20 protein-coding genes are annotated in these 19,472 nt (G+C 46.9%); 19 read left to right on the top strand and 1 reads right to left on the bottom strand.

From position 1 onward, the window contains the following. Window positions 1-126 precede the first annotated feature (126 nt). The 19 genes from BUC22_RS04635 to BUC22_RS04545 all read left to right on the top strand — a co-directional run bounded on the left by BUC22_RS04635 (window position 127) and on the right by BUC22_RS04545 (window position 18,719). Window positions 127-795, top strand: coding sequence for a response regulator transcription factor (locus BUC22_RS04635; protein ID WP_013380000.1), 669 nt, complete (start codon window positions 127-129; stop codon window positions 793-795). Continuing rightward, window positions 795-2,051, top strand: coding sequence for a sensor histidine kinase (locus tag BUC22_RS04630; protein WP_013380001.1), 1,257 nt, complete (start codon window positions 795-797; stop codon window positions 2,049-2,051). The genes BUC22_RS04635 and BUC22_RS04630 overlap by 1 nt, the downstream gene beginning before the upstream one ends. Before the next feature lie 115 nt (window positions 2,052-2,166). Next, on the top strand, window positions 2,167-2,631 hold the full coding sequence (locus tag BUC22_RS04625; RefSeq protein WP_013380002.1) for a tRNA (cytidine(34)-2'-O)-methyltransferase: 465 nt from the start codon (window positions 2,167-2,169) through the stop codon (window positions 2,629-2,631). Between the two features lie 150 nt (window positions 2,632-2,781). Further along, window positions 2,782-3,960 carry a lysylphosphatidylglycerol synthase transmembrane domain-containing protein gene (locus BUC22_RS04620; protein WP_013380003.1) on the top strand — a complete coding sequence of 393 codons (1,179 nt, stop codon included), beginning with the start codon at window positions 2,782-2,784 and terminating at the stop codon, window positions 3,958-3,960. Continuing rightward, on the top strand, window positions 3,947-4,789 hold the full coding sequence (locus tag BUC22_RS04615; RefSeq protein ID WP_013380004.1) for a fumarate hydratase: 843 nt from the start codon (window positions 3,947-3,949) through the stop codon (window positions 4,787-4,789). Before BUC22_RS04620 ends, BUC22_RS04615 begins: the two co-directional genes overlap by 14 nt. 9 nt (window positions 4,790-4,798) lie before the next feature. Beyond that, window positions 4,799-5,362: a Fe-S-containing hydro-lyase gene (locus BUC22_RS04610; protein ID WP_013380005.1), complete on the top strand. Its 564-nt coding sequence runs from the start codon at window positions 4,799-4,801 to the stop codon at window positions 5,360-5,362. Between the two features lie 12 nt (window positions 5,363-5,374). Further along, on the top strand, window positions 5,375-6,625 hold the full coding sequence (locus BUC22_RS04605) for a pyridoxal phosphate-dependent aminotransferase (protein WP_073382418.1): 1,251 nt from the start codon (window positions 5,375-5,377) through the stop codon (window positions 6,623-6,625). A gap of 24 nt (window positions 6,626-6,649) precedes the next feature. Then, complete coding sequence (locus tag BUC22_RS04600) at window positions 6,650-7,663, top strand: LacI family DNA-binding transcriptional regulator (RefSeq protein ID WP_013380007.1); 1,014 nt, start codon at window positions 6,650-6,652, stop codon at window positions 7,661-7,663. A 56-nt stretch (window positions 7,664-7,719) separates the two neighbouring features. Then, window positions 7,720-8,709 (top strand): lipoate--protein ligase, encoded by a 990-nt coding sequence (gene lplA / locus BUC22_RS04595; RefSeq protein WP_013380008.1) that lies wholly within the window; start codon window positions 7,720-7,722, stop codon window positions 8,707-8,709. A 14-nt stretch (window positions 8,710-8,723) separates the two neighbouring features. Next, entirely contained in the window at window positions 8,724-9,893 is a 1,170-nt protein-coding gene (locus tag BUC22_RS04590) for a TraB/GumN family protein (protein WP_013380009.1), read from the top strand. Window positions 9,894-10,036: 143 nt separating this feature from the next. Continuing rightward, window positions 10,037-10,876 (top strand): substrate-binding periplasmic protein, encoded by an 840-nt coding sequence (locus BUC22_RS04585; protein WP_073382415.1) that lies wholly within the window; start codon window positions 10,037-10,039, stop codon window positions 10,874-10,876. A gap of 73 nt (window positions 10,877-10,949) precedes the next feature. Continuing rightward, a complete protein-coding gene (locus BUC22_RS04580; protein WP_013380011.1) occupies window positions 10,950-11,615 on the top strand; it encodes an amino acid ABC transporter permease in 666 nt (221 codons plus the stop codon). 12 nt (window positions 11,616-11,627) lie between these two features. After that, window positions 11,628-12,386, top strand: a complete 759-nt coding sequence (locus BUC22_RS04575; RefSeq protein ID WP_013380012.1) for an amino acid ABC transporter ATP-binding protein — start codon at window positions 11,628-11,630, stop codon at window positions 12,384-12,386. Window positions 12,387-12,495: 109 nt separating this feature from the next. Continuing rightward, window positions 12,496-13,341 carry a histidinol-phosphatase HisJ gene (hisJ, locus tag BUC22_RS04570; RefSeq protein WP_013380013.1) on the top strand — a complete coding sequence of 282 codons (846 nt, stop codon included), beginning with the start codon at window positions 12,496-12,498 and terminating at the stop codon, window positions 13,339-13,341. Between the two features lie 5 nt (window positions 13,342-13,346). Next, window positions 13,347-13,940 (top strand): helix-hairpin-helix domain-containing protein, encoded by a 594-nt coding sequence (locus tag BUC22_RS04565; protein ID WP_013380014.1) that lies wholly within the window; start codon window positions 13,347-13,349, stop codon window positions 13,938-13,940. A 154-nt stretch (window positions 13,941-14,094) separates the two neighbouring features. After that, complete coding sequence (locus tag BUC22_RS04560) at window positions 14,095-14,742, top strand: helix-turn-helix transcriptional regulator (RefSeq protein ID WP_013380015.1); 648 nt, start codon at window positions 14,095-14,097, stop codon at window positions 14,740-14,742. Further along, window positions 14,726-15,547, top strand: coding sequence for a pyruvate, water dikinase regulatory protein (locus BUC22_RS04555; RefSeq protein WP_013380016.1), 822 nt, complete (start codon window positions 14,726-14,728; stop codon window positions 15,545-15,547). The genes BUC22_RS04560 and BUC22_RS04555 overlap by 17 nt, the downstream gene beginning before the upstream one ends. 5 nt (window positions 15,548-15,552) lie before the next feature. Then, window positions 15,553-18,180, top strand: coding sequence for a pyruvate, phosphate dikinase (gene ppdK / locus BUC22_RS04550; protein ID WP_013380017.1), 2,628 nt, complete (start codon window positions 15,553-15,555; stop codon window positions 18,178-18,180). Window positions 18,181-18,248: 68 nt separating this feature from the next. Beyond that, complete coding sequence (locus BUC22_RS04545) at window positions 18,249-18,719, top strand: PDDEXK family nuclease (RefSeq protein WP_013380018.1); 471 nt, start codon at window positions 18,249-18,251, stop codon at window positions 18,717-18,719. A gap of 63 nt (window positions 18,720-18,782) precedes the next feature. On the opposite strand, the gene BUC22_RS04540 is transcribed toward BUC22_RS04545, so the two are convergent. Next, on the bottom strand, window positions 18,783-19,403 hold the full coding sequence (locus BUC22_RS04540; RefSeq protein WP_013380019.1) for a class I SAM-dependent methyltransferase: 621 nt from the start codon (window positions 19,401-19,403) through the stop codon (window positions 18,783-18,785). Window positions 19,404-19,472: the final 69 nt, after the last annotated feature.

Below are 19,472 nucleotides of genomic sequence, written 5' to 3'. Positions count from 1 at the left end.
AGGATTCTGGGGGTGGGTTGCAATGAATTTCGCTTGTTCAGGCGCTTTAGCTCTTGAATTTATCCAAATTTAAGGATTGGCCTATATACTTAATAATAATAAAATTCCAAAAAATAGGAGAATAAAATGCGCATATTATTTATAGAAGATGAAGTGAAAATTACAGACGCTCTCCAGGAGCTGTGTAAAATCCAAAATATAGATTGTGATGTGGCGAACGACGGTGAGGAGGGGCTTCTCTTTGCCCTGAATCCGATTTATGACGTCATTGTACTGGACATTATGCTGCCCATGAAGAGCGGACTTGAGATTCTCAAGGAGGTCCGGGACAGGGACATTACAACGCCTGTTTTAATGCTGACGGCCAAGGGGACGGTTGACGATAAGGTCAAGGGCCTTGACCTCGGCGCAGATGATTACCTGATCAAGCCGTTCTCTGCCAAGGAGCTCTTTGCCAGAATCCGCGCGCTGAGCAGACGCCCCGACCATGAAATAAAAGGGGAAATCATCTCCTTTGAGGATGTCAGCTTTAACACCAAGAAGAACATGATGCAGACGCCGGAAAATGAGTATAAGCTCTCTGTGAAGGAAGCGAAGATCCTTGAAATGCTGCTGAAGCGTCCGAACCAGGTATTTACAAGAGAACAGATTTTAGACCGGGTGTGGGGCTTTGACAAGGAAGTCAATGAAAACAACATTGAAATATATGTCCATAATCTCCGTAAGAAACTCGCCAATACAAACGTTAAGATTGACACAATCCGTGGTGTGGGTTACACTTTGAGTAAAAAATAATGTTTAAAGAGATCAAGAGGCAAATTACGCTGTTCAACACTTTGATTCTCATTGCTTTTCTTTTTTTATTTATCCTGCTGCTGGGCTTTCTCGTCCAGTGGAGTCTGGGCCTCACCGGGGAGGTTTACCTGATGGATACCGCCAAGGGCATCATCAATAATTCCACGGAGTCTGAAAAGGGCGACGGTATTTTCAACAATAATTCCATGCACGACAAAATGGGGTATGAATACATTGAATGGGATGAAAATAACCAGACCGTCAGCATGAAGGTCGAAGATAATGATTTGATTATGCATGGCTACGAACTGGCAATGGATCAAAGCTTTAACAATGATTTTAAGGTTTTTAATCTTAACGGGGCAGATTACAGAGTTTATGTCACGCGCTTCAGCCGTGATGATGAATCCCACACACTGGAGGTTTTTCAGCAGATCACGACCGAGCGCTCAATGATTACCTATGTTATTTCCTTTCTGCTGTTCATCGGCAGCGGGGGAATCCTTCTGCTGATCCCGATCAGCTATTTTCTGGCCGGGAAATCCTTACAGCCGATCAAGGAGACCTTTGAGAATCAGAAGAAATTCATTGCCGATGCTTCCCACGAGCTTAGGACACCGCTGACAGTGATCCAGACCAATGTGGAGGTCTTAAAACTGAAGGAGGATGAGGTGCTTAAGGATAATATCCGGTGGCTCAACAACATCAGCCTTGAGAGCGAGACCATGGCGCATCTGGTATCGGAATTGCTATTGATTGCCCAGGCGGACAATAAAAAGGTCATTATGAAAAAGGAAGTATTTGATCTGAGTGCGCTTTGCGCCGAGATTATCGACCTGATGTTTGATGTTGCCAGGGAAAATGAGATTGCGCTGAAGGGCAGCATCGCAGAGGGCATTGACTATAAAGGCGATGAGGAGCGGATAAAACAGGCGATTCGTATTCTGGTTGACAACGCCATTAAATATACGCCTGGAGAAGGGACAGTGACGCTCTCTCTGACAATGACAAAGCGGAATGTCTGTATCGCGGTTAAGGATACGGGCGTCGGGCTGACAGAGGAAGCGAAAAAGAAAATATTCAGCCGCTTTTACCGTGTGGATGACGCGCGGAACCGTGAAAAAGGCGGTGTGGGCCTGGGCTTAAGCATTGCGGATATGATTGTTAAGCAGCATAACGGCAAAATAAAAATCGACAGTGTGCCCGATCAGGGAAGCACCTTTACGATTGTACTGCCCAAGACCATTTTAAAATAGTAATAAAGATAAATTTCATGACGTTCTGAGTGTTCGGAATGAGATTTATCTTTTTTTATGGTTTTAACCTCCATAAAATGGACATTAAATAAGGAAAGAGAGTAACGAAGTAAAAATGAATGTTGTACTGTATCAACCGGAAATACCACAAAATACTGGAAACATCGCGCGTACCTGCGCGCTGACAAACACAAAGCTGCACCTGATAAAGCCACTGGGTTTTTCACTGGACGAGAAACACCTGAAACGCGCAGGGCTGGATTACTGGGATCTCCTGGATTTGGCTGTCTACGACGATTTTGAGGATTTTCTGGACAAAAATCCAGATCCCGAAATCTATGTGCTCACCACCCACGCCAAAGCGTTTTATTCGGACATTGAATACACCGGGGATGCCTACCTTTTGTTTGGCCGCGAGACTGCCGGCCTGCCGGATGAAATCCACAGCGCTTATCCAGACCACCGGTTTCGTATTCCCATGAGGAACCATGAGCGGGCCCGTTCGCTTAACCTGTCGAATTCGGTCAATATTGTTTTGTATGAGGCGCTCAGACAACTGGGCTTCCCTGAGCTGATTTAAGCTTTGTGCAGCGTATCATGAAAAACAATGAAAAAAACTGAAAAAATTTTCAAAAAGTGTTCTAAATTCCATTAATTATGTGTTATAATATTTGAATGAAAAAGTAAACGATTCGTCATTAGAGTGAGAAACGTTTACGGGTAGGTGACTATGAATGACAGCAACAGTGGAAAAGCGAAAAGCCGCTTTTCTGAGTTTTGGAAAAAGTATTCAAACTATATCTTTTTTGTTTTCTTAATCGGCGCGACCGTTATTGTAATCCTGACGCAGGTGGATCTCAAGGAGTTTGCAGATACCCTGCGCCGCGCGAATATCGGTTTTCTTCTGCTGGGAATCGTTTGCGTTTTTATTTACTGGCTTCTGGAAGGGTACATGCTCCTGAAGCTGATGCAGCGCGATTATCCCGAGGAGAAGCTGTCTTTTGCGATGATCGTCACCATTATAGGGCAATATTATAACCTGATAACACCCGGCTCCTCCGGCGGTCAGCCGCTCCAGCTCTACGAAATGTCCCGCAGGGGCTACAGTATGGGGACAGGAACCGCCGTGCTGGTCCAGAAATACGCGCTGTACCAGGTTACGGTCACACTCCTTGCCATTCTGGCCACACTGCTCAATCTTTCTGAGATTAACAGTGGCCTGGTTGCGGCGAGATGGCTGATCGCCTTTGGCCTCATCATTAATATCGCTGGGGTTATCCTTGTTTTTATCCTGGCTTTAAGCCCGAGGATGGCCCGCGGGATCATGAATGGCGTCGTTCGGTTTTTGCTGTTTATCCGTGTCTTTAAGGACCCGGATAAATATTATGCCAAGGTGGACCACTTTATCGGGGAATACTCAGAAGCCATCACTGCGCTCAAGGAGCACAAGCTGGAAACCTTTAAGCTTTTCATTGTCTCCATTGTGCAGATCATGATTTTTTACAGCATTAACTACTGGGTTTACTGTTCGCTGGGCTTAAGCGGCTCCAGTGCTTTTCTGGTCATATCCATGCAGGCGATCCTCTATGTAGCGGTTGCCTTTATCCCCACACCGGGGGCGGCAGGCGGCGCCGAAGCGGGCTTTGCTTTGCTGTTCGGGCCGATTTACGGCGCTGTTAACATGTCGGTAGCCCTGATTCTGTGGCGTATTATCACTTTTTACTTCATTATTTTATTTGGGGGTATCTTCCTTTCCCTGAGGTCTGTCATCATGGGGAAAAAGGAATACAAAAAAATCACGCGGACCGAGGCTTTGGACATTGAGCATGTCATCAAACAGGAAGAATTAGAAGAATCATTTAAGAAGAAAGAACAGCTGAAAGAAGGAGATAAATTTGAAGAAAATTGATGTTAAGTACATAAGAGACACTGTCGCAGAAATGTGTATTGAAGCAAACACTGTACTTACCGATGATATTCTCAAAGAAATGGAAGTCGCTCTGGCGCGGGAAGAATCGCCGAGCGCCATCGCCATTTTGGAAACGATGATTGAAAACTTTGAGGTAGCAGAAAAGAAAGAGATTCCCATCTGTCAGGATACGGGAATGGCGGTTATCTTTGTTACCATGGGACAGGACCTGCAGATAACCGGCGGCTCCCTGGAGGACGCCATTCAGGACGGCGTCGAAAAGGGCTACCGCGAGGGCTATCTGAGAAAATCGGTCGTGGACGACCCTTTTATCCGAAACAACACAAACACCAATACCCCGGCCATCATTCATTATAAGGTCGTCCCGGGGGATGATCTTCATATTAAGGTGATGCCAAAGGGCTTTGGTTCAGAAAATACCAGTGCCATGAAGATGCTTAAGCCATCGGACGGGATCAAAGGTGTTGAGGAATTTGTGCTGGAAACCGTTGAGAAGGGCGCGCCAAACGCCTGCGCACCGATCATTGTCGGTGTGGGGGTGGGCGGTACCTTTGAAAAGGCCGCGCTGTTAGCCAAGGAGGCTCTGAGCCGGCCCATCGGGGTGCGCAATGCCAGGCAGCACATTCAAGGCCTTGAGGAAATACTGATCGAACGGTGCAATAACCTGGGGATCGGGCCCATGGGGCTCGGCGGCATCAACACGGTTTTGAGTGTCAATGTGGACGTTTTCCCAACGCATATTGCCGGTTTGCCCGTTGCTGTCAATATCTGCTGTTATGTTAACCGTCATGTGGAACGGACACTTTAGGAGGCTTACATGAGTGTGATACGATTAACGACGCCGCTTTCAAAGGCCGACGCCGCAAAATTAAAAGCCGGGGATCAGGTTCTGATTTCAGGAGTCATCTATACGGCGAGGGACGCGGCGCACAAAAGAATGGTTGAAACCCTTGAATCCGGCGGCGCACTACCCGTCGATTTTACCGATCAGATTATCTACTATGTAGGGCCCTGTCCTGCCAAGCCGGGTGAGATCATTGGCTCAGCCGGGCCGACCACAAGCCACCGTATGGACGCTTATGCGCCTGTGCTGATGGAAAATGGCCTGCGCGGCATGATTGGCAAGGGAAACCGCGGGGAGCTGGTCATCAACAGCATGATGATCAACCAGTGTGTTTATTTTGGGTGTGTCGGCGGCGCAGGGGCACTGTTGCAGGATTGCATAAAATCTGTCGAGGTTCTGGCATACGAGGAGCTGGGGACAGAAGCGCTGCGCAAGCTGGTGGTAGAAGATTTTCCTGCCCTTGTTGTCATTGATTCCAAGGGCAACAATCTGTATGAAACGGAACGTCAGAAATACGCTAATAAATTTATTGATTAGGAGGAATAGGAAATGTCACGTATGGTTATCGAGAGTTCTGTCCGGGAGGCCGGGACAGATCCGATTTTTAGAGTTGCAGGCGAAGCTGCGCAGAGAACAAAGGAACTGGGAACCGAGGCAGCGATCAATTCAACGATTGGGGCATTGATGGATGATCATGGCGATCTGGTTGCCTTCAAATCAGTGTTTGATGTTCTGAAGGGGCTGCCAGATGAGCAGATCTGTGATTATGCCGGGATTCCGGGGATTCCAGAGTTTTTGGATAAGGTGGTGGACGCCTGCTTTAAGTCCTACAGACCAGAAGGCCATATTCGCGCAGTGGCAACACCGGGCGGAACCGGTGCTGTGCGCCACGCGGTGTGCAACTACACCGAGTTTGGTGACCAGATTCTGATTCCAGACTGGTATTGGGCGCCCTACAGCACCATTGCCGATGAAAACAGACGTGAGACCACAACCTTTGAGCTGTTTGATGAAGCGGGCAATTTTAATATGAAATCCTATAAAGCGGCGTTTACAGACCTGCTTAAAAAGCAGAACAGAGTGCTGAGCATTCTGAATACACCGGCGCATAACCCGACCGGCTACAGTATTTCGCTGGATGAATGGAAAGAGCTGACCGCGTTTTATACCGAAATGGCCGAGGCTAATCCTGATGCGAGAATCATTATTCTGTGTGATATCGCGTATATTGATTTTGCAGGAAAGGGTGAGGACGCGCGGGCTTTTATGCCGCTGCTTTCCGGACTGCCGGAAAATGTTCTGCCGCTGTACGCCTACAGCGCTTCAAAGGGCTTTACCATGTATGGCCTGAGAAACGGCGCTATTATCTGTGTCGCGCCGACGGAAGAAATTGCAGAGGAATTTGCAGCGGCCTGCGCCTATTCAAACCGCGGCACCTGGTCAAATGGAACCAGAGGCGCCATGCAGACGCTGGCAGACATTATGTCTGATGACAATCTGCGCGACCGCTTTATCGCAGAGCAGGATTTCCACAAGGGAATCTTACAGAAGCGCGCCAGGGCATTCCTTGACGAAGCAGACAAAATTGGTCTGAAGCTCTGCAATTATTGTGATGGATTCTTTATCAGCATTCCCTGTGAAAATCCAAAGGCTGTCAGCGATCTGCTGATGGAAAAAAATGTGTTCATTGTTGCGCTGGCAAAGGGATTGCGTTTTGCACCATGTGCCGTATCCGAAGAAAAATGCCGCAAAGCGCCGCAGCTCATTTTAGACGCCATTAAAGAAGTAGCAGGATGCTAAAAATAAATAAACGGAGGTGTTATTTTGAAAGTAAAAATTGTTGATGTTGCAAAAGAAGCAAACGTATCGGTGGCAACAGTATCGCGTGTTGTAAACAACATTCCCTTGGTCAACGAAGAGACAAAGGAGCGCGTGCTGGAGGCCATCAAGAAAACTGGATATAAGCCGAATGCCATTGCGCGAAGCCTGAAAATCCAGAAGACCAACACTCTGGGCATCATGATCCCGGATATTACCAACCCTTTCTATACAGAAATGGTGCGTGGTGCAGAGGATGTCTGTGGTATTTATAATTACAACATCATCCTGAGTAATACAGACTTTGACCACGAAAAGGAACAGAACTCCCTTGGCGTTCTTGTTGAAAAGCAGTGTGATGGAATTATCTATGTCGGCAAGCATCTGACCGATGAATTAAGAGACGACCTGATCGACGCTCCCAGCGAGATTGTTCTTGGCTGTGTACCGGACGAATCCGGACAGCTGAGCGGTGTCCTGATTGACAATGAAGCCGCTGCCTACGACCTGACCATTGAATGCCTGAAGATGGGGCACACCAAATTCGCGATTTTCTACGATGAGTACAAGGAAGGCTACATTAACCAGAAACGCCTTCAGGGGATTAAGAAAGCCCTTGGCGAATGGAATGTTGAGCTGGACGATGACCTGGTCTATTTTGGAAGCCAAAGCACACTGGGCGGCTATCATATGATGGAAGAAGCCCTGGCAAGCGGAAGAGAGTTCACCAATGTATTCTGCTTCAATGACCAGATCGCCCTGGGCGCAATGCGCGCGGCTGAGGATAACGGAAAGGTTATTCCGGACGATGTGAGTATCTGCGGCTTTAACAACTTCTGGATCGCAGAGTGGACCAGACCGCAGATCACAACCGTTGGCCAGCCAATGTATGATATTGGGGCTATCGCCACAAGAATGCTCATCAAGATGTGCGAAAAGGAAGAGCGTGAGACAAAAACCGTCTTTGTCCCTTACGAAATGCTGATGCGCAATTCTGTCAAAAATCTGAAAAGTGAATAAAAAAGAGCTGTCGGCTGTCTTTATGGCAGCCGATCCATGTATTTGAGGATATTAAAATGATTTTTATTAATAATACTTACAGCACAGACCCGACGTTTAATCTGGCATTTGAAGAATATGTCTTTGAATCCATGGACCAGGATGAAACTTATTTCATGTTGTGGCAGAACGACCATGCCATCATTGTTGGCAAGCATCAGAATACGATTGAGGAGATCAATCAGGATTTTGTCAAGGAGCAGGGCATTAAGGTGGTTCGCCGTTTAACCGGCGGCGGCGCGGTTTATCATGATCTGGGTAATTTGAATTTTACCTTCATTGTAAATAATGATTCCGGCAAGCCCTTTGATTTCCAGTCCTTTACCAGACCGGTTGTCAAAGCACTGCAGAGCCTGGGCGTCAATGCCGAGTTTAACGGGCGCAATGACATTACCATTGATGGAAAGAAATTTTCAGGCAATTCTCAGTACGCCAAGCGCGGCAGGGTCCTCCACCACGGAACCGTCCTCTTTAATTCAAAACTGGACACGGTTCAGAGCGCCCTGAAGGTAAAGAAGGATAAAATCGAATCAAAGGGCGTGAAATCCGTCAAGAGCCGGGTGACCAATATTGCCGACTATCTGGACCCGGACTTTACACTGGAGGATTTTAAAAAGGCCCTTGTCAGCTATATGTTTGAGGATGGCGAGCTTAAAGAGCGCAGTCTTACCCAAGAGGATATTGCGGCCATCAAAAAGCTGCAGGAAGAGAAGTACGCCACCTGGGAATGGAACTACGGCCGGTCTCCGGAATACAACCTGAGAAGAGAAAGAAAATACCCCTGCGGTCTTGTAACTGTTTTAATGACAGTCGATAGGGGTATTATTAAAGATATACACTTCTACGGTGATTTCTTTGGGAATGGTGATATTACAAAGCTTGAGGGGCAGCTGGTAGGATCAAAGCCCGAGGAAAGTGTTTTGCGCCGCCTGCTGCAGAATAATGATCTGTCGGATTACATCAATGGCATGACAGATGACGAGTTCATCGATCTGATGCTTTATTAGGGAGTGATGAACGATTGGAATCAGAAAACATAACGCGCCTGCAGGTAAATGACAAAGAGATTATTTTGATTGGCACAGCCCATGTATCCCCCACAAGCGTATCTGAGGTAAAGGATCTCATCGAGAGCGAGTGTCCCGATTCGGTCTGCATCGAGCTGGATGCCGGCAGATATGAGTCCATGAACCAAAAGGAGCAGTGGGCAGATACAGACATAGTAAAAGTAATAAAGGCTGGAAAGGCAGGCTTTTTATTTGCCAATATCATCTTGTCAAATTATCAGAGAAAGCTGGCCGAGCAGTTTGACATCCGCTCTGGCCAGGAGATGATGCAGGGAATTGAATCCGCTGAAAAATGCGGGGCCCAGCTGGTGCTGGCAGACCGCAGTATCCAGGTTACCTTTAACCGTATCTGGAAGGGCTGCAGCCTCTGGGAAAAGATGAAGCTGCTGACCACCATCATCATGAGCATCATTGATGATGAAGAAATTACCGAAGAAGAGCTTGAGGAGTTGAAAACAGAGGACATGCTGTCAGCGGCGCTGTCCGAACTTGGAAATTCCTTCAAGGGTGTAAAAAAATACCTGGTTGACGAGCGGGACCAGTATCTGGCGTATAAGATCAAAAACGCTCCGGGTAAAAAGGTGGTTGCGGTTCTGGGGGCGGCACATGTTCCGGGAATACGGGAAGAGCTCTACAAAGACCAGGATATTGCTGAGCTTGAGTCCTTACCGCCCAAGTCAAAGGCCGGTAAGATTATCGGCTGGTCCATCCCGATTTTGCTGGTGCTTCTGGTATTGGCCACCTTTACGGTCAACCCCGGGTCGGGCTGGGAGCAAACGCGCAACTGGCTTTTATGGACTACGTCTCTGGCGGGTATTGGCGCACTTCTGGCAGGAGGGCATATCCTTTCGATCCTCACCGCCATTGTTGCGGCTCCGATTTCCGCTTTAAGCCCTGTTTTGGCCGCCGGATGGTTTTCCGGCATCACCGAGGCTCATTTCAGAAAGCCCAAGGTGGAGGATTTTGAATCTCTGCCAAAGGATCTGGGCTCGCTAAAAGGCCTCTGGCATAATAAGGTGACCAAAATACTCCTGGTGGTAATTTTGACCAATGTCGGCTGTGCCATCGGCAACATTACAGGCAGCCTCAACATTATTGGTATTTTTATACAAACATTCTCCTGACAATCCCGATCTATCGCAGTAATAATTGTATAAACATGCAGAAAAATGAAAAAATAAGGTGTTTTTATAAAAAATACTTGTATATGTATACAATATGCGATATAATGCTTTTAATCAATTTTCGTATATAAAAGGAGGAAATGATGAAAAAGAAATTTTTGGTGTTGTCTTTGGCATTTATGCTGGTGTTCTCCGTGACGTTGGCTGGTTGTAGTGGTAACGGTAAAGGCGATTCTGCTTCAAATGACGATCCGATCGCAGACGGTACATTATCCGTTGCTGTTGATGATACCTATCTTCCAATGGAATTCAGGGATGATCAGAACAATCTGGTGGGCTTTGACGTGGATCTCGCAAAGGCGATCGGTGAAGACCTGGGTGTAAAGGTTGACTTTACAACTGTGGCCTGGGATGGTATTTTCAATGGCTTAAACGCAAAGCAGTATGACGCGATTATCTCCAGTACCAGTATCACACCGGAACGACAGGAAGGTTTCAATCAGACAAATCCTTATGTATCCAACGGTATTGTCATCGTATCCCGCAAGGATGCCACACCTGTAAAAACCTTTGAAGAGCTCGCTGGTAAAACCGTCGGCGTACAGCTGGCCACAACCGCTGATAACGGCGCCCAGAAGTTGAAAGAACAGACTGGAACCAATGTGGAAATCAAACAGTATGACGGCATGTTAGACGCTTTCGCCGCGCTTGAAGGTAAACAGATTAATAATGTCATGACCGATGTGGGCGTTGCCATGTACTATGTGGCTCAGAAGCCAGAGCTGTTTGAAGTAACATCTGAAGTTTTAACCAATGAACCAATTGCGGTTACTGTACGTAAAGGTGAAGATGCATTTACCGAAAAATTAAATGAAACATTGAAAAAATTACAAGAAAATGGTACAATGACAGAGATTTCTATGAAATGGTTTGGAGAAGATATGACCAATAATATCAACTCCGAAATCAAAGTCATTGAATAATCCATAGAAAAAAACGGTTATAAGTTCGGCAAACCACTTTGCCGGACTTATTACTTAAGAAGGAGCGATTAATTTGTTAAACCAAACCCAGTTGTGGGCGATTTTTGACGGAACGATTGTTACCCTTGAGATTGCGGTTGTCGCGATTATCTTTGGTGCAATTTTTGGGGTAGTCATAGCCCTGGGACGAATCTCAAAGAATAAGATTTTTAATGGACTTTCATGGTTCTATATCTGGTTCTTCAGAGGAACACCACTCTTACTGCAATTATTCATTATCTTTTATGCGGTACCGATTGTTTATCTGGATATGACCGGCGCGACCTTTGAAATTGATCCGATGATCTGTGCGTTCATTACTTTTTCCTTGAACTCCACAGCTTACCTGGCAGAAATTATCCGTGCGGCCATCGAATCCATTGACCATGGACAAATGGAAGCTGCCAAAGCCTTGGGAATGAGCTATAAACAGGCGATGGGTAAGATCATTATTCCCCAGACCTTTAAACGTCTGGTAGCCCCGGTGGGCAACGAGCTGATCATGCTTTTAAAGGATACCTCCCTTGTCTCCACGATCGCATTGTTTGATTTACTCAGGACAGTCAAAACAATGGCCAGTGCCACAGGCAGTTGGGTCTACTATATCTATGCGGCCGTCATTTATCTTTTCCTGACAACCATCCTTCAGGTGGTATTCGACAAATTGGAAAATAAGCTTGGCGCATATGAAAAGAGATAGGTGGTAACAACAATGAGTATGGTAAAATTAGTCAATGTAAAAAAATCTTTCGGCGCCCTTGAGGTTTTAAAGGGAATCGATTTTGAAGTAGCATCCGGTGAAGTGGTCTGTATCATCGGGCCAAGCGGCTCTGGCAAGAGTACAATGCTGCGCTGCCTTAACCGCCTGGAACGCATCACAGAAGGCGAAATCTATATTGAAGACGAGCTGATGGAAAAACGCAAAAACGGAAAAGATCTGGAAAAAATTGACCCTGGAAAATTACAGAATCTCTGCTGCGATTTAGGGATGGTATTCCAGAACTTTAACCTTTTCCCACACTTATCTGTTTTAGATAATATTACGATAGCCCCCAGAATTGTGCGCAAGGCCGATTCGGCTGAGACAGAAAAGCGGGCCCTGGAGCTGCTCGACATGGTTGGACTTGCCGATAAGCGGGATGAATACCCGGTGCGCCTGTCCGGCGGACAGCAGCAGCGTGTGGCCATCGCGAGAGCGCTGGCGATGAACCCGAAGATTATGCTGTTCGATGAGCCGACCTCAGCCCTTGACCCTGAGCTGGTCGGGGAAGTGCTTGCCACCATGCAGGAACTCGCCAATGACGGGATGACAATGCTGATCGTAACCCACGAAATTGGGTTTGCCCGTGAAGTGGCAGACCGCGTCATTTTTATGGACGAAGGTGTGATCTGCGAGCAGGGAACACCGCAGGAGGTTATTCTTAATCCACAGGAAGAACGTACACAGAGCTTCCTGAATAAGATTCTTTAGTGGTGTAATGTATTTCAAAAAATGCCCTCAGGGGCTTTTTTTTATACATCTTTTTATGCTACAATAATAAAGATGTCGCATTTCAGATATGTCTTCTAAAGGAGGAGCTATGGTACATTCAAATTATCATATTCATTCGAACTATTGTGACGGCAAAAATTCATTGGAAGAAATGGTGCAGGCAGCCATTCAAGAGGGGCTCACAAGCATTGGCTTTACAGGCCACGCGCCGCTTCCCTATGAGAACGACTGGACCATGAAAAAGGAAACAGTCCGCAGCTATATGGACGAGGTCCGGACTCTGGCAGAAAAGTATCAGGAACACATCGACATCAGCCTGGGCATGGAAATCGACTATTTTATGGATACTGAAGACATCAGCAGCGATTCAAAGGCACTGATTCCGGAACTGGATTTCTTTATCGGCTCGATCCACACCATCGGAAAGATGAGAAACGGATTGATGGCTGATATTGACTACACGCCCGAGATTTTTGAAGCGGGGATAAAAGACTGCTTTGACGGCTCGGTTTCGGCCTTTGTCCGGCGTTATTATGAGTCGCTTGGAAATATGGCCCTCACGATTCAGCCTGGTATTATCGGACATATGGATATCATCAAGAAAAACAATGCGGATAACCGTTTTTTTGACGACCAGGAAGCCTGGTACCAGGAAGCCGCAGGCACCTGCCTTGATAAAATTAAGGCTTCAGGCTCAATCATCGAGGTGAATACCGGCGGCATGATTCGCTATGGAGACCGCTGTCTTTATCCGGAACGCTGGCTGATGGAAACGATTTTGGAAAAAGAGATCCCCATCACCCTAAACGGCGATTCGCATACGACAGAGGGAATTTGCTATGCGTATGAGGAAGTTTTAACGCTCCTGAAAAAAGTCGGCTTTAAAGCCATTATGGTGCGAAAAAAGGGCAGCTGGGCTCAGGAAAGTATCTGAGCGCCATGGAAAAGTCTAAGAACCTGAAAAGGTGGATTTATATCAGTATTATAACAGCAGCTCTGGTGATCTTTGCCCTGTGGCTTTTCCTTCAGGAGGACAGCCGGCAGAAAGCAGTCTTAAAGACCTCCGATACAGAAGTTGTTAATGCCGAAAACGGCCAGGAAAACGCCGCGGAGATCTACGTGCATATTACCGGGGCCGTCAATAACCCCGGCGTCATCAAGCTGGCCCAGGGCTCAAGACTGATCGACGCCATTGAAAAACTGGGCGGCCTGGCAGAAAACGCAGATACCGACAGCGTCAACCTCGCGTCAGTGCTGGAAGACGAGGATAAAATCCACATTTACACCAAAGATGAAACCGCAGAGACAGGCGTCGGCAGTGCGTCTGCTGCATCTGGTACGGGCAGAGTCAATATCAATACAGCCAGTCTGGAGGATCTGAAAACCCTGCCGGGAATCGGTGACGCCATCGGGAAGAGCATCATCGACTACCGGGAGAAAAACGGCGCTTTCAGATCCCTTGAAGATTTGAAGGAGGTTGACCGCATCGGTGACAAGGTTTTTGAGAAGCTGAAGGATTCAATTACACTATAAAAATTATTTTTTTACGAGTTTGTGAAAAGGTTGACAAAGTTTTAACAAAATAATAAGATGAAATGACAGAAAAGTATCAGGATTAGTTATTTACTTTTTGGCCATATGTGTTATACTTTATATTATAAAAGTTACATGAATGGTAGGTGGTTGAATGGAGCTATCAGAAAGACAGAATCAGATTGTGGAAATTGTTAAGGCCAGAGAACCCGTGAAAAGTGTCGAAATTGCAGAGCAGCTCGGCGTTAACAGAGCGACGATCCGGCCTGATTTAAAGGTGCTTACCATGATGGGCATCCTGGAAGCAAAGCGAAAAGTCGGGTATAATTATACGGGGCGTTCGCTGCTGCATGTTATGGGCAGCTACATTAAAACCATCAGCGTCATGGACATCCAGTCTGAGCCGACCACCGTCGAAGAAGACACAACCATTTATGACGGAATAATCACCATGTTTACGAAAGACGCCGGAACACTCTATGTGGTGAAGGACAAATACCTGTCTGGCATTGTCTCACGTAAGGATTTCATCAAGTCGATGATTGGCCGGAAGGATGTTGAAACCCTGCCGATTCCGATTATCATGACCCGAATGCCCAATATAGTCTATCTGGAGGAGCACGAATCGGTTTATGACGCTGCGGTTAAAACCATGGAGTACGAAGTCGAATCGCTGCCCATTGTGAAAAAAGAAATGGATGAAAAAAACAACCTGCGTTTAATCTTGCTCGGAAAGGTTTCCCGTACCAATATTACACGTTATGTTGTGAATTTAGGTAAAGACGATGATACGAATGAATGACAACAAGCCTTTAACCCTATATGTTGTCTCCGATTCCCTTGGCGAGCCGGGTGAAGTGCTGGCAAAGGCGGGGAGAGGCCATTTTGAGGACTCGATTGAGGATGTTAAGGTTTTTTCCTTTGTCCATGAAAAGAGAGAGATTGATCAGATTTTAGCTGAGGCGAAGGGAAAAAACGCCCTGCTTGTCTGTACGATCACAACGCCGGAGTTATTAAAATGTGTTAAAGAAAGAGCAAAAGAAAAACAGGTGCCGGTTTACGATGTGCTGGATCCCTTTCTGGATGAACTGAGGATTTTAACAGGCGTTAAACCGAATCTTGACCCTTTCAGCAGAAGCAAGCTGGATGAGGATTATTTTAAAAAGGTGGAAGCCATTGAGTTTGCCGTCAAATATGATGACGGAAAACGCATGGACCATCTTAACAAGGCAGACATTATTCTGCTTGGGGTTTCACGAACCTCAAAGACGCCGATCAGTGTTTATCTGGCGAACAATAACTTCAAGGTTGCCAACATACCGGTCATGCCTGAGGTAGAACCGCCAAGAGAACTTTTTGAGATATCCAGTCAAAAGATATTCGGATTGATTTTAAATCCCAATAAGCTTGTCAGCATCAGAGAAGAGCGTTTAAAAACCATGAAGCTTACCGGAGATTCAAATTATGCTAGTTTAAAAAGAGTGGAATATGAGCTTGACAAGGCTCAGGAGCTCTTTGATAAATTAGGATGTACGGTTATCGACGTTACATCCAAAGCAATTGAAGAAATTGCGAATTTCATACTTGCAACCATTATGAGGAGGTAGTCAATATGGATAAAAAATGGGTTTATTTATTTAGTGATGGCAATGCGGACATGCGGAACCTGTTAGGTGGAAAGGGCGCGAATCTGGCGGAAATGACGCGAATCGGCCTGCCTGTACCACAGGGCTTTACCGTTTCGACCGAAGCGTGTATCGAGTATCTGAAGGAAAACAAGCTGACCTATGAAATGATCGGCCAGATCAACAGCCATATGTCGGTTCTGGAAGATATTACCAAGAAAAAATTTGGCAATAAAGACAATCCTTTGCTGGTATCAGTACGCTCCGGCGCAAGAATCTCAATGCCGGGTATGATGGACACCATCTTAAACCTTGGCCTTAATGATGAAACCGTTGTAGGTCTGGCTGAAAAGACAGCAAATGAACGTTTTGCCTATGACAGCTACCGTCGCTTTATCCAGATGTTCGGTGATGTTGTGCAGGAAATTGACAAAAACAAATTTGAAAACGTTCTGGATGAAATCAAAGAGCGCGAAGGCTTCCAGATTGACACACAGCTCACGACCGATCACCTGCAGGAAGTTGTAGGGCGTTATAAAGAAATTGTTTTAGCCGAAACAGGTAAACCTTTTCCACAGGACCCGAACGTACAGCTGCTCATGGCTGTTGAAGCAGTATTCAGATCTTGGAACAACCCACGCGCGTTTGTCTACCGTGACATGAATGATATTCCGCATGACATTGGTACAGCTGTCAATGTACAGTCAATGGTATTCGGCAACATGGGTGATGACTCCGGTACTGGCGTTGCCTTCACAAGAAACCCAGCAACAGGTGAAAACAAGCTCTTCGGAGAATTCCTGGTAAATGCCCAGGGCGAAGATGTTGTTGCAGGTATCCGTACTCCTCGTGAAATCGATGAACTCCGGAAAATTATGCCTTTAGTCTACAAGCAGTTCCACGATACCGCAGAGCTCCTTGAAAAACATTATAAAGACATGCAGGATATGGAATTTACCGTTGAAAAGGGCCAGCTGTACATGCTCCAGACCCGTAATGGTAAACGAACCGCCCCGGCTGCGCTCAGAATTGCTGTAGAAATGGAAGAAGAAGGCCTCATCACCAAGGAAGAAGCCGTTATGCGCATTGAACCGTTATCCTTAGACCAGCTGCTCCACCCGACCTTTGACGAAACCGCCCTGAAGGAAGCAGTCGTTCTGGCCAGCGGCCTGCCCGCCTCTCCCGGCGCTGCCACCGGTAAGGTTTATTTTACAGCGGAAGAAGCAAAGACCGCTGCAGAAAATGGCGAGGAAGTGATCCTGGTCAGAAAAGAAACCTCTCCCGAAGATATTGAAGGCATGTACGCCGCCAATGGTATCCTGACCGCACGCGGTGGTATGACCTCACACGCGGCGGTTGTTGCGCGCGGCATGGGTAAGTGCTGTGTTGCAGGCTGTGAGGACGCAAAGGTCGATGAGGACGCCAAGCAGTTCCGCGTCGGTAAAGAATATATTTACGAGGGCGATTATATCTCTTTAGACGGCTCCGCCGGTAAGGTTTATAAGGGAAGCATCGGAACAAAGGAACCTGAGCTCTCCGGACATTTCGGACAGCTCATGGAATGGGCAGACGCCTGCAGAACCATGAACGTGCGCACAAACGCCGACACCCCGAGAGACGCCGCTGTAGCGGTAGGCTTTGGTGCAGAAGGGATTGGGCTCTGCCGTACAGAGCACATGTTCTTCAACGAAGACAGAATCCCGAGTGTACGCCGTATGATCTTGTCAAAGACCAAAGAACAGCGCGAAAAATATCTGGCCGAGCTGCTGCCAATGCAGAAGGAAGACTTTATGGGTATCTACAAAGCCATGAAGGATCTGCCGGTAACCGTCCGTCTGCTGGACCCGCCACTGCATGAATTCCTGCCAACTGAACCGGAAGATATCGAAGCTTTAGCGGGAGATATGGATATGAGTATGGATGAAATGATGAGCACGATCCATGGCCTCGAAGAATTCAACCCGATGCTCGGACACCGGGGCTGCCGTCTTGCAGTCACCTTCCCGGAAATTGCGGTGATGCAGACAAGAGCCATTATGGAAGCTGCCATCGAAGTGAAAAAAGAAGATGGCTATAACATTGTCCCAGAAATCATGATTCCGTTGATCGGCATGAAAGAAGAGCTGGACTATGTCGAAAATGTTGTCAGAGAAACCGCAGAAAAGATCAAGGCAGAAAAGGGCTCCGACATTGACTATAAAGTAGGGACCATGATGGAAATCCCAAGAGCGACCCTGATCGCGGATGAAATTGCCGAAAGAGCAGAATTCTTCTCCTTTGGTACCAATGACTTAACCCAGATGACCTACGGCTTCTCCAGAGATGACGCAGGCAAATTCATTGGTGAATACAAAGAAAAAGGCATCCTGCCAAACGACCCATTCCAGAGCATTGACGTAGGTGGCGTTGGTAAACTGGTCGAAATGGGCGTCAAGCTTGGCCGCACAACAAAACCTGACCTCAAGATCGGTGTCTGCGGCGAGCACGGCGGAGATCCCAAGTCCATCCACTTCTTCCAGCGCGCAGGACTTAACTATGTCTCCTGCTCACCATACCGTGTGCCCATCGCGCGCTTAGCCGCTGCACAGGCCGCACTGGAAATGAAAGAAAAATAGAATGATGAATTGACAAAAACGCTGGCCTGCTATTTTATAACAGGCCAGCGTTTTTAAAGGAGGAACCCATGGCTTATGGAAAACAGACAGAAAAAAACAAACCAACCTTAAAAGACTTTGAAGAACAAACCTCACCCCAGGAAAAGAAGCTGTGGAACGAGTACCTTAAAACCTATCCCGAACCCTTTAAGCGCAGCGCGCTGCCGGGCTTTGACGGCTTTCTTTTCTTCTGCCCCTCTGCCAGACTGGTGGTGGAGCTGGAGAAATTTAAACAGTTTGGGGACACCAGCAGCGGCTCGCTGGGGAAAAAGGGCGACGCCCTCAGGGATTTAGGCTTAAAACGCATTGCCTACACCTACCGTGAAATTGACACCGACTTTGAAGGCACCTGCGCCGCCATCGACCGGGCCGTCAAGCGGGAGATCAGCCAGATGAGCCTGGTAGAGATCAAAAAGCCCGTACGGCTGTCACTGGATGATGAGGACGAGCCCGTGAAGAAAGGGTATAAGATAACCGTCTCCGGTGAGGATGAGGAGTGATGGGATAATCGGTAAGCAATAAAATGGGAATTATTTCCTGAGGCAGAGTGGATGGGTGGCTCATTATGAAAGCTTTGCGTTTAAAACAAAGGTTTTATAGTTGGGCTTGGCCCATCCGTAGACCTGAAATCCTTCCTGGCTGAGGAGATCAATGATTTCAGATTTATGGTAGATGTGGTGGTCACCGGAATTGCTGTGGGCCATAGTGCTGTTTAAAAAGCCAGTCAGCAATTTGAAGGGAACCGTTGGGTCGCCCAGTATGAGGGTCCCGTCTTTTTTCAAAACACGCTGTATTTCACGGATAACCGCTTTTGGATGGGGGTAGTGGTGAAAGGAAGCGTTGCAGACAATCGCGTCAAATTTATTATCCTCATAGGGCAGTTTTTCGGCGTCACCTACCATAAAATGAACGTTGAGCAGCCGTTTTTCAGCCTGAGCGATCATTGCCTCTGAAATGTCCAATCCATAATAATCAGCGTTCAGACGTTTTTGAAGGCGGGCGATAATATTGCCATTGCCACAGCCAAGATCTAAAATTGTTTTAGGATTTAAATCAAGGACGCGGTTCACGATAGTGTCATACATACACTGGACAAATTTTCCATCGTGACTTTTGTCATAATCCTCCGCGGTGCTGTTAAAATAGTCTATAGTGGTCTGTTTAGTGTTTCTGGTGTTTTTCATAATAATCCCTCCATTGATTCAGATTCATTGATAAATATTCAATGAATGGCTATTTTTAACCCCGCCCGT

This window comes from Eubacterium callanderi, from assembly GCF_900142645.1.
Taxonomy (GTDB): Bacteria; Bacillota; Clostridia; order Eubacteriales; family Eubacteriaceae; genus Eubacterium; species Eubacterium callanderi.
Note: the sequence above shows the minus strand (reverse complement) of the source record. Positions and strands in the feature narration are given on the sequence as shown.

Bases quoted from the DNA above. Each gene is read 5' to 3' on its own strand.
- BUC22_RS04635 (WP_013380000.1), top strand. From the start codon at position 127: ATGCGCATATTATTTATAGAAGATGAAGTGAAAATTACAGACGCTCTC.
- BUC22_RS04630 (WP_013380001.1), top strand. From the start codon at position 795: ATGTTTAAAGAGATCAAGAGGCAAATTACGCTGTTCAACACTTTGATT.
- BUC22_RS04625 (WP_013380002.1), top strand. From the start codon at position 2,167: ATGAATGTTGTACTGTATCAACCGGAAATACCACAAAATACTGGAAAC.
- BUC22_RS04620 (WP_013380003.1), top strand. From the start codon at position 2,782: ATGAATGACAGCAACAGTGGAAAAGCGAAAAGCCGCTTTTCTGAGTTT.
- BUC22_RS04610 (WP_013380005.1), top strand. From the start codon at position 4,799: ATGAGTGTGATACGATTAACGACGCCGCTTTCAAAGGCCGACGCCGCA.
- BUC22_RS04605 (WP_073382418.1), top strand. From the start codon at position 5,375: ATGTCACGTATGGTTATCGAGAGTTCTGTCCGGGAGGCCGGGACAGAT.
- lplA (WP_013380008.1), top strand. From the start codon at position 7,720: ATGATTTTTATTAATAATACTTACAGCACAGACCCGACGTTTAATCTG.
- BUC22_RS04585 (WP_073382415.1), top strand. From the start codon at position 10,037: ATGAAAAAGAAATTTTTGGTGTTGTCTTTGGCATTTATGCTGGTGTTC.
- BUC22_RS04575 (WP_013380012.1), top strand. From the start codon at position 11,628: ATGAGTATGGTAAAATTAGTCAATGTAAAAAAATCTTTCGGCGCCCTT.
- hisJ (WP_013380013.1), top strand. From the start codon at position 12,496: ATGGTACATTCAAATTATCATATTCATTCGAACTATTGTGACGGCAAA.
- BUC22_RS04565 (WP_013380014.1), top strand. From the start codon at position 13,347: ATGGAAAAGTCTAAGAACCTGAAAAGGTGGATTTATATCAGTATTATA.
- BUC22_RS04560 (WP_013380015.1), top strand. From the start codon at position 14,095: ATGGAGCTATCAGAAAGACAGAATCAGATTGTGGAAATTGTTAAGGCC.
- BUC22_RS04555 (WP_013380016.1), top strand. From the start codon at position 14,726: ATGATACGAATGAATGACAACAAGCCTTTAACCCTATATGTTGTCTCC.
- ppdK (WP_013380017.1), top strand. From the start codon at position 15,553: ATGGATAAAAAATGGGTTTATTTATTTAGTGATGGCAATGCGGACATG.
- BUC22_RS04545 (WP_013380018.1), top strand. From the start codon at position 18,249: ATGGCTTATGGAAAACAGACAGAAAAAAACAAACCAACCTTAAAAGAC.
- BUC22_RS04540 (WP_013380019.1), bottom strand. From the start codon at position 19,403: ATGAAAAACACCAGAAACACTAAACAGACCACTATAGACTATTTTAAC.